14 protein-coding genes and 1 riboswitch are annotated in these 16,036 nt (G+C 44.4%); of the genes, 12 read left to right on the forward strand and 2 right to left on the reverse strand.

Annotated features, from left to right (window positions below; genetic code table 11):
- Positions 1-34: 34 nt before the first annotated feature.
- Positions 35-448 carry an HIT family protein gene (locus tag NST34_RS07430; protein ID WP_341127491.1) on the forward strand — a complete coding sequence of 138 codons (414 nt, stop codon included), beginning with the start codon at positions 35-37 and terminating at the stop codon, positions 446-448.
- A 69-nt stretch (positions 449-517) separates the two neighbouring features.
- Here the strand turns inward: NST34_RS07430 and NST34_RS07435 are convergent, their stop codons facing one another.
- Positions 518-853 (reverse strand): hypothetical protein, encoded by a 336-nt coding sequence (locus NST34_RS07435; RefSeq protein ID WP_341061480.1) that lies wholly within the window; start codon positions 851-853, stop codon positions 518-520.
- Positions 854-1,126: 273 nt separating this feature from the next.
- Between NST34_RS07435 and NST34_RS07440 the strand changes: the two genes are divergently transcribed.
- The 4 genes from NST34_RS07440 to NST34_RS07455 all read left to right on the forward strand — a co-directional run bounded on the left by NST34_RS07440 (position 1,127) and on the right by NST34_RS07455 (position 7,207).
- On the forward strand, positions 1,127-5,197 hold the full coding sequence (locus tag NST34_RS07440; RefSeq protein ID WP_341127492.1) for an S-layer homology domain-containing protein: 4,071 nt from the start codon (positions 1,127-1,129) through the stop codon (positions 5,195-5,197).
- Between the two features lie 121 nt (positions 5,198-5,318).
- Positions 5,319-5,427: riboswitch (guanidine-I (ykkC/yxkD leader) on the forward strand.
- Positions 5,428-5,513: 86 nt separating this feature from the next.
- The gene (locus NST34_RS07445; RefSeq protein ID WP_042125357.1) at positions 5,514-5,858 is read left to right on the forward strand and encodes a DMT family transporter; all 345 of its coding nucleotides are present in this window, start codon (positions 5,514-5,516) and stop codon (positions 5,856-5,858) included.
- The gene (locus NST34_RS07450) at positions 5,859-6,173 is read left to right on the forward strand and encodes a DMT family transporter (RefSeq protein WP_042125359.1); all 315 of its coding nucleotides are present in this window, start codon (positions 5,859-5,861) and stop codon (positions 6,171-6,173) included. It begins immediately after the preceding gene.
- Between the two features lie 134 nt (positions 6,174-6,307).
- Positions 6,308-7,207, forward strand: a complete 900-nt coding sequence (locus NST34_RS07455) for an aldo/keto reductase (RefSeq protein ID WP_341127493.1) — start codon at positions 6,308-6,310, stop codon at positions 7,205-7,207.
- Between the two features lie 79 nt (positions 7,208-7,286).
- Here NST34_RS07455 and NST34_RS07460 read toward each other — a convergent pair whose 3' ends face one another.
- Positions 7,287-8,360 (reverse strand): M42 family metallopeptidase, encoded by a 1,074-nt coding sequence (locus NST34_RS07460; protein WP_076284321.1) that lies wholly within the window; start codon positions 8,358-8,360, stop codon positions 7,287-7,289.
- A 548-nt stretch (positions 8,361-8,908) separates the two neighbouring features.
- Between NST34_RS07460 and spoVAC the strand changes: the two genes are divergently transcribed.
- From spoVAC to NST34_RS07495, 7 genes are all read left to right on the forward strand, one after another.
- Positions 8,909-9,412 carry a stage V sporulation protein AC gene (spoVAC, locus tag NST34_RS07465; protein ID WP_076284320.1) on the forward strand — a complete coding sequence of 168 codons (504 nt, stop codon included), beginning with the start codon at positions 8,909-8,911 and terminating at the stop codon, positions 9,410-9,412.
- Positions 9,409-10,440: a stage V sporulation protein AD gene (gene spoVAD, locus NST34_RS07470; RefSeq protein ID WP_076284319.1), complete on the forward strand. Its 1,032-nt coding sequence runs from the start codon at positions 9,409-9,411 to the stop codon at positions 10,438-10,440. The genes spoVAC and spoVAD overlap by 4 nt, the downstream gene beginning before the upstream one ends.
- Before the next feature lie 2 nt (positions 10,441-10,442).
- Positions 10,443-10,793 (forward strand): stage V sporulation protein AE, encoded by a 351-nt coding sequence (gene spoVAE / locus NST34_RS07475; protein ID WP_036675923.1) that lies wholly within the window; start codon positions 10,443-10,445, stop codon positions 10,791-10,793.
- A 191-nt stretch (positions 10,794-10,984) separates the two neighbouring features.
- On the forward strand, positions 10,985-11,941 hold the full coding sequence (locus NST34_RS07480) for an AAA family ATPase (RefSeq protein ID WP_341127494.1): 957 nt from the start codon (positions 10,985-10,987) through the stop codon (positions 11,939-11,941).
- Between the two features lies 1 nt (position 11,942).
- Entirely contained in the window at positions 11,943-13,187 is a 1,245-nt protein-coding gene (locus NST34_RS07485; RefSeq protein ID WP_341127495.1) for a DUF58 domain-containing protein, read from the forward strand.
- Between the two features lies 1 nt (position 13,188).
- A complete protein-coding gene (locus NST34_RS07490) occupies positions 13,189-15,426 on the forward strand; it encodes a DUF4129 domain-containing transglutaminase family protein (RefSeq protein WP_341127496.1) in 2,238 nt (745 codons plus the stop codon).
- Between the two features lie 88 nt (positions 15,427-15,514).
- Positions 15,515-16,036, forward strand: a complete 522-nt coding sequence (locus NST34_RS07495; RefSeq protein WP_042193454.1) for a YqeG family HAD IIIA-type phosphatase — start codon at positions 15,515-15,517, stop codon at positions 16,034-16,036.

Genomic DNA, 16,036 nt, shown 5'->3' on the forward strand with positions numbered 1-16,036 from the left:
AGATGACCTTTGATTATGGGATGGAGTGTGCTATATGGAGTGTTTGGGATGTCGGATTGCTAACGGAATTGAGCCTAACGTAAAAGTAGTATATGAGAATGAATTTATTACTTGTGTGCTAGATATCGCTCCGTTTAACGAAGGACATCTCCTGATCCTTCCTAAAAAGCATTATTGGGATCTCGAAGACATCGACTCAGAGACTTCCTATGCGATAATGGACGCATCAAAGAAGCTGTCAATCGTCTTGAAGGATCTATTCAAACCGGATGGTATAAGCATTTGCCAAAATGGCGGGAAGTTTAACGACCTGACCCATTATCATATGCACCTCATCCCAAGATACGAAGGCGATGGATTCGCTTGGAGTGAATCAATACACCCGCACGGTGCTGAGAATTTTTTAAGTCACACGCAAGCAAAGATTATTGGTTTTTTAAAAAAGTAACAATCATAAAAAGGGCATTCCTGAAGCAATATCAGGGATGCCCTTTTCCTTTTATTATAGAGTAACGCTCTAATCACATCCGCCACCGCCACCAGCATCTCCGCCACCGAAATCTCCCCCGCTGCTGTGCCCGCTATCCCCGCCCCAGCTATGACCGCTGTCATGTCCAGAATGGTGATGGGAGTCACTCCCGTGATGGTGTTGATGGTGATGTTGGTGATTAGAATGATTCGGGTTATTTGTATCCAGCAGATCTGGATGGCTAGCTGCCATAAAAGACATGCTGGCGGCGTCATCTCGTCTATTTCTCTCAAATCTGTTACTGTTCGAGCTCGAACCATTACGAACTACGGACAGTGTGATTATAAATACAATAACTCCAATAAACAGTATCCCAAAGACCATTAGATCGCCCTCCTAGTTGTTCATTATAAGCTGTATTCTCTTAAATTGTACCATAATATTGAATAAATGGATTGTGAAAAAGAATATAAGCGGCTAACTGTTTTGAACAGAAACTTGGTTTCTTTGCAGTTCAATCCTTGGAACACGAATTGTGCTGCCTATGTGTAGCGTTGTGTCGAGAGGGCAGTAGCTTTAAATCCAAGTAGAAAATATTGGTATTCTATAGTATGATCAAAATTGCTAGAATTACAAAAAAATACAAGGAGCGCGAACATGAAAAAGGGGAAGAATTATTTTATTCTAGTGTTATTATTTATTTTACTGATTAACTCACTGGGGGTTGGAGTTCCCACAGCGAGTGCGGATTCCTCAGCGGTGCCTTTAGAACTTTCGCTTCCGGCTAATTTGACAGACTGGGTAATGGATGAAGAAGCGGGCTATATTTATGCCATCTCCAGCGCGGAGAATAATCTTTATTTTATTCGGCTTAGTGATCTTAAGATTGAGAAGACGCTCAATGTGGGCTCGAACCCGTCTTATCTTGCAAGGGATGGGCAATCTCTGCAGATCGTGCTTTCCGGAGCGACGATGATCAAGACAGTAGACCTGTCCACTCAACAAATCTCGAACACGATAATCACAACTGGAATCCCCAACGCAGTCGCTGCTACTTCCAAATATCTTTTCTATGGTACTAGTAATGGGGTTTATAAATATGACAAGTCCAATCAGACGAACAGTCTATTATTCCGAAACTTTTTATATAACGGTGTGGCTCTGGCAGTTGATGAGTCCTCCAATATGCTGTTTGTCGGTGAAATATCCTCGTATGCCGGAATAACGGCTGTAGATATTAAGACCGGAGCCGTGCTGAGCCAGGATATTGACGACGATATGGAGATTGGAGGAAATTCCATATCGCTTCAGCATATTTTTGTGGATGATCAGTCCGTATATTTTGGTGGGCATCAGTTCAATAAAAGGAATTTGATAGAGACCACGGGTACCTACTCGAGAACGAATGGCGATTACACCTATCTCGAAGCTGTTATATTGGATGTATCAGATACATATGTTCTTACTACGCAAGGGGTATACGATAAGGAGACCTATACTCCATTGGCGTTATTCCCTTCCGACAAAAGATTTGCTTTGCTCGACTCGAACGGTCAAGCTTATCTGGCAGGTGAATCGAACTGGTTCGATAATGCCAAAAGTATTACCCGAATTGGACTTACCATCCCGTCTAGACCCACTTCGCTGTTAACGACAGATGCTTATTCTATTCGAAGCAATCAAGCGATTACGGATTGGACTACTACGGATAATTCTCCTTATATCTATGCTATTATGGCAAGCACTAATGAGCTTGTCACTATCAGTAAGGCAGATATGAGAGATGTAAAGAAGATGTTCATTGGTTCCAACCCGAGTAAGATCAAAATACTTAATAATAAGCTCTATATCCTCTTTAAAGGTGAAAACAATATCAATATTATGGATCTGCAAAATGGTATTCCATCAGATGCTGCTGTCAGCAAAATTACCACTAAGCACTATCCGCTTGATGTCTATCCTGATAACAATAATCGAATTTTATATTACGGCGGGACATTTGGAGGCGGTATCAGTGTAACCTCGGCAGTCTATACCTCGGTTACAGATACGGTATATGAAAAGGAAACTGGGATCAATCGCTCCAGCACCTATTTGCTTCTCCCGGATCAACATATTTTGTATGGTGGAGATACCTTCTCTCTCTATAAATACAACTCTGATAATTTTGATGTGATAGAGAGAAAAGACGGACAAAGTGGTTCTTATGATGCAAAGCTCTTTCTCGATGAAGGTAGTCTGTACTTTGGGAACCGTAGAATGGATGCGAATCAAACGTCTACCCTGTACGGGACCTATGCGGAGCAAATTATCTACGCGCGCGGCAGCCTCGTATTCAGTAACAGCGCCGTCTACGACAGAGACAGCTTTACCAAACTGTATGATTTGTTAATGTTCAACCAGCACACATATGTTGATGCGGATCATACTATTTTTGTATCCGATGCAGGTAGGTTATATAAATTCAATAACCTTCAAGAGATGCAGGCGATAATGAATGAGGGGCGTCAGCCTTCTAATGCCATCTTCGTGGACGAAAACTTGACACTTGGCGCGATTGACGGTTATTTATCTTTTGAACCGCCTGCTAACCAAGATGGTATTACGAAGTATACCGCCTATTATCTTGATCAGAATGGAAATAAACTTAAGCAGATTGGTATCTATAAGAAGACAGAATTATCGACAGATTCACTCCTTGTTTATGAAATATCCCATTCGACTCTGCCCGCAGGAGCGGTAAGTATTGGGGTATATCCGGTTGTTCGTTTTGTAGATTATGGAAGTGAAAGAACACTTGATGTTCATACAACGGCTCCAATCTATGATGCGCCGAGTTATCTGCCTGTGGACTTTTCAGTCACAGATACGAATCCGGACATCAATAAATTTTCGGGTACAGTGACATGGAAATCTGGAATCGCTGAATTACCAGGTGTCCGCTATTCCTTATACTTTATCAATGAAGAAGGTGAGCTTGGAGATGCCATCGCAGTAGTAAATGGTGGGCTAAAGAGTTACTCCCTTACTATTTCTGAAAGAAATGTGCCGGTGGAAGCTTTAGCAATTGGTATTTTCATGGAAAATGATGATTTCATATCACCATTCTATAGCAGATCAATTCTTGAAGATAAAGTCACACCAGATATCTTGGTATCGTCCATTACTATACACAAATACCAGGTGCAAGCGGATAATATCGTTGTGAATAACCTGGTCGCCGGAGATATCGTTCGTGTTTACAATGAGCGACTAACCCGTTTACTTGGTTACGGGATCGTTGATCCAAACAAAACCGCAATTACGATTACTATAAGTAACGTTGGAAATCCGGGGGAGAAACTCCTTATAACCCGGCAATCAGCCAAGAAAATTGAAAGTATGGGGACTTTAGTCGTTGTACCTCCTATTACAAATGATAGCGGCGGCGGTGGTACTGGCGGCGGTGGAACTGGTGGTGGTGGTGGTGGAACTGGCGGCGGTGGCAGCACGGGTGCTGTCCCTACTGACAGTGCCAAGGTAGTAACCACAATCAAAGAAAACACAGATGGAACCAAGTCATCTATGACAGAAGTGGCAACAGCGTTTATTTCAAAGACAATAAATGATCCTGAATTCAAGAAAAATCCAGTAATCATTATCAAGGCTGATGAAAAAACGCCAACTCAAAGCAGTCAATTTCAGATGGATTTAAGTTTATTAACAAGTATTAATAATAACTCTAAGGATGCTGTACTTATTCTGGAATCATCATCGGGCAAGATTCAGCTCCCTGTAAATTCCTTGTTCTTGGCAGTTTCCGGGAACAGTGGTTCGGGGCAGAGTGTTATCATTACGATTGCGCAAGCAGCAAGTGACTACAAGGCCAAATTGACTACTCAACTGAGTGGCTCTGCCAGTGTTACGCTGGGAGGACCTGTGGAGTATGAAGTTAAATTGATTGGAAGTGGTCAGGATCGTATTCTTTCCAATTTCTCAAGTTATGTCGGTCATGTGATGAATTTTAACGTAGCCCAAGATGCTAACGCTGTTTATACTGGCCTGACCTATGATTCGGTCACACGGACTTACGTTCCGGTTCCGACCATCTGGGAATGGAAGGATGGAGTTTTGCAGGTCACAATGAAACGTAAAGGGAACTCTGTATATACTGTAGTTCAAAACCATACACAATTTAATGATCTGAATAACAGCAATCCGTTTAAAAACAGTATCTTAGCCTTAGCGAACCGAAGCGTGATCAATGGCTATTCTGATGGAAGTTTTAAGGCGGAATCTGTTGTCACGCGTGCTGAGTTTGCCACCATGCTAAATCGTGCTTTAGGTATTTTACCGAAGCTGGAGGCTTCTAGAAGTTTTAAGGATGTTAAGGAAGGTGCTTGGTATGTATCGCAGGTCAATGCTGCCATCGATGCTGGTCTGATAAACGGTTTTACAGATGGAACATTCCGCCCGAATCAAGAAATTACGCATCAAGAGATGATTGTTATGCTTGTCAACGCCTTGAAATATGGCGAAATGAACACAACTGTTAATAAAACCTCTTCGACAGCACTTCCTATTAAGTTGCCGGATTGGGTAAAACCTTATTATGTTATTGCCTTGGATAATGGAATTCTGCCGACGGACGGTCCGTTCCAATTCCAGTTGGGTAAAAAAACTGAGCGCCAAGAGAGTGCAATGCTATTGTTCCAATTGATGAAGATCCTTAAACTTACAAACGCTTAGTAAGATGCAGGGGGATTGTGGATCGACTGGTTCACGCCTATTTCAGAATTGTTGTCAAACTTTTATTTAGAAAAGGTTGATTTTATCACCCCGATTTGCTACCATACGATGTAACTTAATAGTTATTGTTTTCTAGGGTTCCGCAGCTGGTGCACAGCTGGTCTGGTCCGAGGGAAAACGCACGAACAGCATCGTTCGTGTCTACACGGAGGGATAAAAGCCCGGGAGGTATCGTTATAAATGACGATGACCTTCCGGGCTTATTTGTTTGTTTCGTGGGCAATTATAAAGTTAGTGAATTGAAGGAGGGCTTGGAATGAAGAACAATTCAGAGTGGTTAAAGGTAGTTGGTGCAGCTGTTTTTGAGGTCATGTGGGTCATCGGCTTAAAACATGCCTCCACGATGTGGGAGTGGCTGATAACTGTGGTAGCTATAATAATAAGCTTCTATGTGATGATTTCAGCGAGTACCAAATTGCCGGTCGGCACGGTATATTCCGTGTTTGTTGGTCTAGGAACTGCAGGTACAGTAGTTGCAGACATGGTTTTATTCGGAGAACCGTTCAAGTTGATGAAGCTGGTTCTAGTGGTTATTTTGCTGGCAGGCGTTATAGGATTGAAAATGGTGACCAAAGAAGCCGAAGTAAAGGGGGAGTCTTAAATGGCATGGGTATTTCTGGTCGTTGCTGGTTTGTTTGAAATGTTTGGAGTAGCTATGATTAATAGGTTGAATAAACACCGGAATTTCCTGTCGTTCGCGCTGCTCTTTCTTGGTTTTGGAGCAAGCTTTCTGTTCCTGTCTTTAGCTATGAAGAGTCTGCCGATGGGAACAGCTTATGCTGTATGGACGGGGATAGGCGCATCCGGCGGAGCGATTCTGGGGATGATATTGTATGGAGAGGCCAAAGACTGGCGCCGGATCGTCTGTATTATTATGATTCTGGGGGCCGCTGTGGGACTAAAGCTGATAGCTTAGGCTGGTATTTATTCTTTACTTTTTCTCTTCAAAAGAGAGATTAGTTATAAATTGGACACGATTCAGATGTTTAGAAAGGTTCTTATAGGTCGTATAAAGTAAGTATACAATACTTCAATAAGGGGATTTTTAATATGACTAAGGATTCAATCGAACATTTGGCTGAAATCGCAAGAATGAACCAATCTAACCGCATGCTGCTTCCAGATGGAACGTCACTTCCCAGAATTGGGCAGGGAACTTGGAATATGGGTGACGACAATTCCCGTCGGGAGGAAGAGATTGCTGCCCTGCGATTAGGCGTGGAGCTAGGCATGGATTTAATAGATACGGCTGAGATGTATGGGGACGGACGCTCGGAGCTTTTAGTAGGTGAGGCTATTCAAGGTATTCGGGATCAAGTTTACTTGGTGTCAAAAGTCTATCCACATAATGCCGGGAATGAGCACCTTATCCGCAGCTGTGAAGAAAGCTTGAAACGCTTGAATACGGATCATCTGGATCTTTATTTGCTGCATTGGCGGGGAGATATTCCACTAGAAGAGACTGTTGTAGGTATGGAGAAACTAGTCTCTCAAGGAAAAATAGCAAGATGGGGTGTATCCAATTTCGATGTCGACGATATGAAAGAACTGCTTGGTATTGCTGGGGGAACTCATTGTGCAACCAATCAGATTCTATATCATTTAGGGTCCAGAGGAATTGAAACTGAACTGCTGCCATGGCAGAGAAGTCACAAGATCCCGGTAATGGCTTACTCACCGCTTGCTCAAGCTGGTTCACTCCGAAAAGGAGTAATCGAGAGTGAAGTCGTTCAGGAAATCGCCAGTGCACATCAGGCAACTCCGCTTCAGATTATGCTAGCTTGGACGATGCGTGAAGAGGATGTTATTTCTATCCCAAAAGCTTCTTCTCGTAAGCACGTCATTGAGAATGCTGCTGCAGGCTTGATTACGCTAAGTGACGATGAAATTTGGAAGCTGGACGAAGCTTTCCCAATACCTTCTTGGAAAGTACCGCTAGATATGATTTAAATCCGTTCTATTCACATAAAGAGAAGCCCTCAATCACTGTAAAAGTGTTTGAGGGCTTCTTCTGTCATTTCTTGTGCGATTAGCTGTTCTCAATAATTGTCTGTAGTGTAGTCCGGTCAAGGCCTTCTACCAGTTTGATCAGAAGCTCTTTAGCAGCATCGTAGTCATCACTGTGAATCACTGATGAAGCGGTGTGTATGTAGCGGGAGCATATTCCGATGACTGCGGAAGGAACGCCAATTCCACTAACATGAACCTGACCTGCATCTGTTCCGCCTTGGGATACAAAATACTGATATTTGATCCGGTGGGTATCCGCTGTATCTTGTACATATTCAATCAGACCGCGATGTGTAACCATCGTAGGATCAAAAATACGTAAGAGAGCTCCTTTGCCCAGATGGCCAAATGCCTGACTGTCACCAGTCATATCGGCAGCAGCGCTCGCGTCCAGACCGAAGAAGATGTCTGGTGACAGGAGATTAGCCGCAGTACGCGCACCCCGAAGACCTACTTCCTCTTGTACAGTGGCACCAGCGAAAACGGTATTCGGCAGCTTTTTACCGTGCAATGCTTTAACTAGTTCAATGGCGAGACCTACGCCGTAACGGTTGTCCCAAGCTTTCGCCAAGATTTTTTTGGGATTAGCAAGGGGAGTAAAAGGACAAATCGGCAGAACTTGTTGGCCTGGTCTAACGCCAAAGCTTTCTGCTTCTTCACGGCTGTCTGCACCGATATCAATATACATTTTGCTGATTTCGCCAGTCTTACCACGTTCTTCGTTGCTTAGCAAATGGATAGGCGTACTGCCAACAACTCCGGTCAGCGTTCCTTTAGGTGTAATGATATGTAGGCGCTGGGATGCAACAGCAGAGGGAAGCCAGCCGCCAAGTGGTTGAAAACGGATCATACCGGTGTTAGTAATTCCAGTTACCATGAAACCTACTTCGTCAAAATGCCCAGCGACCATAATCTTTGGCCCGTTCTCTTCGCCGCGCAGTACGCCGAACAAACTACCGAGACGATCCTGTACGAACTCTTCAGTATAAGGAGTCATAGCATCCTTGACGTAAGCGCGGAGTTCGCGCTCAAATCCTGGGGCTGAGGGAAATTCGGTAAGTGTTTTGAACATGTCCAATGTTTCTTGATTCATATGAATTCACTCCTTTATTAAAATATAAGAACTCATTTATACATCATTCTTATATTTCTACGAGAAACGGATGTTATCCATAATGGACCACATCGTTATTTCTTCCTGCAACCTAGTATGAACATTCTGGGCTCACTTGTCCATGACAAGAGACAATGAACACCGGGCACGAGCTCCACGAATACTATGCATTAGAGGCTTTGGTGGCAGGAGCCTTAGAAAGGATGCGAAGACGAATGAGGGTTGCGGGCAGCGTACCCAAAAGAAGGGTGCAGGGAGGATTGTCAAGTAGGAGCCTACAAGTAAACGGAACGCGCAGACGATACTGGCGCCACAATCCAAGGGAAAGAGAAGCAGTACTTATTTTTGTTCTCTTCTTACTGTTGATTGTTGTGTTACTGTATTTTTCCTGAACTGGAGGGACATAACGAAGCGGAGGATGGCAAACAATAAGGAAAACTTCTAAGCGAAGAAAAACTTAAGGGGCTTAAAAGTGAGTACTATGATGCTTGTCAGCCCCCTTCGCCTAACTTTCAGGAGGTGCCTCAATGCCGGCGAAAACTAAGAAATCGGGTGTCAAGCTGAAGCTTGACACCCTGACTCCACAAGATTACGAGAAATTGTCCAAGCCCTTTGTTCCTGCCAGGCCCGTATTCAAAAACTGCATACGAGCGTTTATTGCTGGCGGCATAATCTGTGTTATTGGACAAGGTGTTCAGGAGGCTTTTATGGCAATTTTCGATATGAGCTCCAAGGAAGCCGCCAGTCCGACAGTCGCGGTGATGATCTTACTCTCTGTAATTCTGACCAGCTTTGGCGTGTACGACAAAATGGCTCAATGGGCTGGTGCAGGAACTGCAGTCCCAGTGACCGGGTTCGCAAACAGTATGTGCTCTGCAGCTCTAGAGCACCGCGCTGAGGGCCTTGTACTTGGTGTAGGCGGCAATATGTTTAAGCTTGCAGGTTCGGTTATCGTATTTGGTGCCGTAGCTGCTTTCATTATTGGTATCGTCTATCTCTTTTTGGGCGTAGACGGGGGTGCACATACATGAAACAGCTTGGTAGTCAGACCTGGGAGTTCACGAACCGTCCCGTTATTTTGGGTTCTTCCGCTGTAGTAGGGCCAGAAGAGGGAGAAGGTCCTTTAGCTTCAGACTTTGATTTTATATTTGATTCGCTGGAAATGGACGAGAAGACATGGGAGAAGGCTGAGCGTGCTCTTTTCGAGAAAGCCTCCCTGCTGGCTCTGATTAATGCAAATATCGATAAAGAAAAGCTGGAGTTTTTTGTCGGCGGAGATTTGATGAACCAGATTATCAGCAGCTCCTTCGCGGCAAGAAAATTAGGTGTGCCTTATCTCGGAGTCTTTGGTGCTTGCTCTACTTCTATGGAGAGCCTTGCGATTGCCTCAATGATTGTTGATTCTGGAGGCGGTAAGTATGCGCTAGCGGGAACATCAAGTCATAACTGTACGGTGGAGAAGCAGTTTCGTTATCCAACGGAATATGGTTCGCAGAAACCCCCAACGGCGCAATATACAGTTACAGGTTCGGGTTGTGCTGTAGTGGGTCAGAATGACGGTTCGGGTAACTATCCAGTCGTGGTATCGGCCACGCTTGGACGTATTATGGATCTTGGTTTGACAGATCCTTTTAATATGGGGACGGCTATGGCACCTGCGGCGGCGGATACCATTACTGCGCATTTTCGGGATACAGGTCTATCGCCCGGGCACTATGATTTAATTGTTACCGGCGACCTGGCATCCGTAGGGTTACCTATAGCCAAGACCCTATTGGCTAAAGAAGGAATTCCTATGGAGCAAACAACCTTTGACGATTGTGGTTTGCTTATCTACGACTTGGAGAAACAGAAATATGTGATCGCTGGAGGAAGCGGCTGCGGGTGCTCAGCGGTTGTAACCTATGGTCATATCCTTAAGCGGTTAAAAAAAGGTGAACTTAAACGGGTGCTTATAGTGGCAACGGGCGCACTTTTATCACCTTTGTCTTATCAGCAGGGAGAGAGTATTCCATGTGTTGCTCATGCCGTAGCTATAGAGAGTGGAGGTGAAGCATAATGATGATTTACTTATGGGCTTTTCTGATTGGAGGAGCCATTTGCGTTATAGGGCAGCTGATGTTCGATGTATTGAAGCTGACACCTGCACATACGATGAGTACCTTAGTTGTAGCCGGAGCGATTGCTGATGCTTTTGGTATCTACGACCCGCTTGTGAAATTTGCGGGTGCTGGGGCAACCATTCCGATCACAAGTTTTGGGAACTCCTTGGTTCACGGGGCATTAACGGAGCTGGAGCGGGATGGCTGGATCGGTGTAGTTACGGGTATTTTTGATATTACAAGTGCCGGCATCTCGTCAGCTATTGTGTTCTCCTTTTTGGCAGCTTTAGTTGTACGGCCGAAGGGGTAAAGTTGATGCTATATGAAAAGGTTGTCGTCAGAAAAAGACGGCAATCTTTTTTTGTTATTTTTAAATTGTAGGATGTTTCATCTTATGGTTTTTTTTGTATCCTCACTTCGTGATCTTCAACAATGTACTTTGGGTCCTCTAATCATGTAAAATATAAATAATACTGCTTATTCTGGCTAGGAGGATTATATATGCCCGTACGTCAAGAATCGATGCACACCATGAATGCTGTACGCACTAATTTGGAATCCTGCATACTTGGAAAATCATTTGAAATACAATTATTGTTAACCGCTCTGCTTGCTGGTGGTCATGTATTGATCGAGGATGTACCGGGAACAGGAAAAACCCAGCTAATTCGCGCACTATCAAGATCAATGTCCGGTGAATATCGCCGTATTCAGTGTAATCCAGATATACTTCCGAGTGATATTACAGGTGTTTCTGTCTATCATCCTAGGGATGAGATGTTTCATTTCCGGCCTGGTCCGGTGATGACGAATATTTTACTAGCCGATGAAATTAACCGTGCTACTACGAAGACACAATCCGCACTTCTGGAAGTGATGGAGGAACGAAACGTTACCGTAGATGGAGAGACGTATCCACTTCCTCATCCTTTCATGTTATGCGCTACCCAGAATCCGATAGACTTTGAGGGAACCTATACACTGCCTGAAGCCCAATTAGATCGTTTCATGCTGAGAATTAGCCTTGGATATCCTGATGCAGCGACGGAGAAAAATTTATTGCTGAGCCATCAGGAAGGCCAACCGGTGGACAGGCTTTCGCCCGTAACAAGCATGGAACAAATTGCAGGGATTCAGGAAGAGATTCGAGATATCTTCATGAGCGATCATGTGCTGAATTACTTGTTAGATATTGTGCGGCAGACAAGAGAACATCCACTTGTAATGCTGGGTGCGAGTCCACGTGCCTCACTATCCTTTATGATGGCTTGTAAAGCTTATGCCTTTTTGCAAGGACGAGATTACGTTCTGCCTGATGACGTGAAGATCCTTACTCCATTTGCCTTGGGTCATCGAATATTGCTGCGTCCTGAGTCGCGCCTAGATAATATTAGCGTAGAATCTTTGCTTCAAAAGCTTCTGCAGAGCATTCATGTGCCTGTTACGATGAGGCAATGATATGAGACGTTATTTGTCGTCGGTTGCAGCCATCATTCAGCCCTCTAAGCTTGCAAGCATCCTTGTAATTTGGAGTATTACACTCTTATATGTACTTTTTCAGGGCGGGAAAACAGCATTTATGTTGTTTATCATGGTCTCTGTACTTATTGCATATTTGATTGCTGGAGGTTTAGGAGGCGTTCGGCGAGCTAAGGGCACTCGCAGTCTTTATTCTGAACAAGACAAGGGAGATTTGCTCTCTGCCGGAGGGCATCTTCGTGTAAAACTTAAGGTTACAATCCCCGGGATTTTGCCCTTGCCTTACGTTGTTGTAAGGGAAGTTCTTAAGCGGCATAATGGAGAATCGTGGGTATTTGAAGAAAGTGTGATCCCAAGCCTCAGAGGCATTGGGGAACTAAAGTTTCAGACACCAGCCTTAGAGCGTGGAACATACACATTCGCTAATACGGATATTATCAGCCAAGATATATTTGGGCTTGTCGAGCATAAGGGAACATTTTTATCGGAAGGACAATTTCAGGTTTTGCCTCGTGCGATCTACGTTCCGCGCTGGCAGTTATATGAGAGAAAATCTCGGCTATCTGGACCGCAGACATCCGTTGTTCAATCTCGGCGTGAAACCACACAGATTAATGGCGTCCGTGACTATGTATATGGTGATCGCTTGACGCGAATTCACTGGAACGCTACTGCTAAGACAGGCTCTTGGAAATCCAAAGAGTTTGAGCATGAGTCGATTCCCAAAACCATTATAGTCCTTGATGGAAGCACATCAGCTTATATGAATACGAATCAGTTCGAACTAGCAGTTTCGGTGACGGCATCACTACTCGGCTTTGGCATTCGGGAGAGAATTGGAATTGGACTGTGTTGTTTGGATAAGACGACGAAGGTGTTCGCACCAGTTGAAGGTGCTGCTGAGCGTCAGAAGATGATTCAATATTTAATCGATCTAAATGCTGAGGGACGAGGTCCGCTTATCTCCCGATTGGAAAAAGGATACCGTATGTTTCCTAAAGGCTCTTACTTCGTGTTAATTAGTCCACAGCGTGGACAGCCTGTACTTGATGCACTACGCTGGGCTGACAGCAGAGGAATGACTGCTTCTCATATTCATGTGCGAAATTCCGCAGAGATAAATAGTGGTAACGATTGGATAGACGTCCTTAGGTCTCGCGGAATAACCGGTTATGGTATTAGCTCGCTTCAAGAGCTTCCCTCAGTGTTAGGAGGGGAAGGATGATATGAGAACCTGGTGGAATCAGATAAAATTCTCCTGGCACCGTTCCGTCGGCCTATTTTGGCTATTGATTATTGCACAGCAGTGGATTTCTTATACGGAACCCATCTGGTTAAATCAAACCACTGCTTCTGTATGGGCTGCCCTATTAACGATCACCGTCATTGAGATTTTTATCCCTGTTAAAGTTCAATTCAGACTGATTATGGAAGCAGTAGCTATTATCTATATCGTTTATCGCATCATTTCTAATTACGGAATTTATGTTCCTGATCCATGGGCCACAACCCTTCTTGATAAGCTCCAGGATATTAGTGTGTATATGGTGCCGTATATCTGGTTTGCTCTTGGTGCCTCTGCCTTGCTGTTGCTATCGTCTTGGTGGGTATCCTCTAAGAAGCGTATCTTATGGTTTATAGGAATGAACATTGTAGCGCTGGCTGCGCTTGATTCCTTTACATCTATTGTATTGTGGCAGGAAGTGGCTTGGACGGTATTTGCGGGGATGGGATGGCTTGTCAGCCAGCACCTGAGAAGTTTTCAGCTACATTATCCGCGTGGATGGGTACATTTGCTGGAATATCCCTCGAAAATAGTCATGAATATCGCAATCGTCTTCTCTCTGGTTATTTTAATCGGTGTGAATATGCCGGATGTAAGGCCTACTTTGACGGATCCTTATACAGCGTGGCAAGAGTGGAATGGAATTGGGAAATCTTCTGGTAAGAGCACAACTGGTACAACGAATTCCAATACGGGCTCAGGTTCCTCTGTTAACAATACTTCGTCTGGCTATAGTCTGAATGATGACAACCTGGGCGGGGGCTTTAACTTCGATTATACCCCGGTGATGACAGTGGTTTCAGATTTGCGTGTTTATATGCGAGGAGAAACACGCAGAATCTATTCTGGAAGTGGATGGTCGGATAAGGATCGATTGAAGCGAGGACCTATAGAAGAGGTGGAGACGGGGAAATCCTTGGAGCAAAGTGTGGCTTCTAAGGTCACTACCCGCACACTGAAACAGACGGTTAAAGTGCTTAACAATAATGAATTTCCGGTGTTATTCGGTGCTTATTCTGTAACTTCGGTGGATTCATTAAATGGTGAGGCAGCCGGGAAAGGTCTTTTCTGGAGAGACCGTGATAGTGAGCTTCTATGGGATATGGATAAGAAGAAACTAGACTATCCTTCGACCTTCGAGCTGACTTCTGAAGTTCCCGTCATTCCTGTTCAGGAATTGACAGCAAAGACCTATGAGGAGCTATACAAAGGTAATGATCTGGAGGAAAGCTTCCTTCAGCTGCCTGATGACTTCCCTCAACGAGTTAAAGATCTAGCCGAGGAAATTACAGCCCAAGGAACAACTCCGTATGAAAAAACAGCACTTTTGCAACAATACTTACAACAAACCTTTCCATATACCAACAAGCCGGATATAACACGTGTTTCAAGTGAGGATTTTGTAGATGGATTTTTGTTCGAGCTGAAGGAAGGTTACTGTGATTATTATTCTACGGCACTAGTCACTATGGCACGTTCCCTAAACATCCCTGCAAGATGGGTTAAGGGTTATGCACCTGGAGAACAGCCAGAAATGCCTATGAATCTGGCGCAGCAGGTGGGTGCGGCAAATAATAATTACACGATTACCAATGCAGATGCCCATTCCTGGGCTGAGGTCTATTTTGGTGAGTATGGTTGGATTCCTGTTGAAGCTACACCGGGATTTAATGCTCCTCTCCTGACTAAGAATGAGCAAATACCTGAGACAGACCCGGAAGATCAAGATGAAATGGCAGAACCAACACCTGCACCTGTGACTAATGCACAAGCAGATCAAGGCTTCCATGTGGGTTTATGGGTGATTTTGGCGGCAGTGGTTGTATTATTATCCTGGACTATTTTTAAAGTTTGGCATATTCGCTTTAAGCTTCGCTTCTTCGTTCAACAGATGCGAATGGGCCGACCTTTAACGCCTGATCAGAAAGTTGTGGCTGAAACTGAGCGTTGGGTAAGGTATTTGCATCGTAAGGGAATGATGAAGGAAGAGCATGAAACATTGCGTGAAGCCGTAGTCCGCTGGAGTCAGGAACGACCTGCTGTGGCCAATCATCTTTCTTCACTGCTAACGATGTTTGAACAAGCGAAGTATAGCCCTGATGTTATTGAAGACAAAGACTGGCAGAGCGTGTATACTGAAGCTTTGCGGCTGCGGAGAACGATAAGATCCAAGAAATAGCGTTTATGCAGTAAATCATTGCTATAGATTTATTTGCGTAGCGCATGGAGTATGTTATAGTTTTTTGTATGAAATCGAGGTGAACGTATTGTTTGAAATGTTAGTTCCCAAACTCCGGGTGAATACGGTATTCGATATTTCTCTAGAAGAGCTGTATCGGCAGGGATACCGTGGAATCATTACGGATCTGGATAACACACTGGTCGGTGCCAAAGCGCCTGTGGCTACTCCGGAGCTGTTGTTATGGTTTGAGAAGGTGAAGGAAGTGGGCTTTAAGCTCATCATCGTATCCAATAACAACATGGAACGGGTGTCACGCTTTGCTACACCGCTTAATATTGAATTTGTGCATCAGGCTCGTAAACCGAGTAATGCTCCTTTTCTCAAAGCGATGAAGCAGATGGAGTTGCCACCGGAGCAGACGATTGTGGTGGGAGACCAAATGCTTACAGATGTATACGGCGGCAATCGGCTTGGCCTGTATACCGTATTGGTGCTGCCAATCTCCGTTAAGGATGAAGGGTTCGGCACAAGATTTAATCGTCGGGTAGAGCGAGTTGCTCTGACACGGCTTCGTAAAAAAGGATTGTGGCACGAGGAGGAAAAATAG

Origin of the sequence: Paenibacillus sp. FSL H7-0714 (assembly GCF_038003765.1) — a bacterium.
GTDB lineage: Bacteria > Bacillota > Bacilli > Paenibacillales > Paenibacillaceae > Paenibacillus_AQ.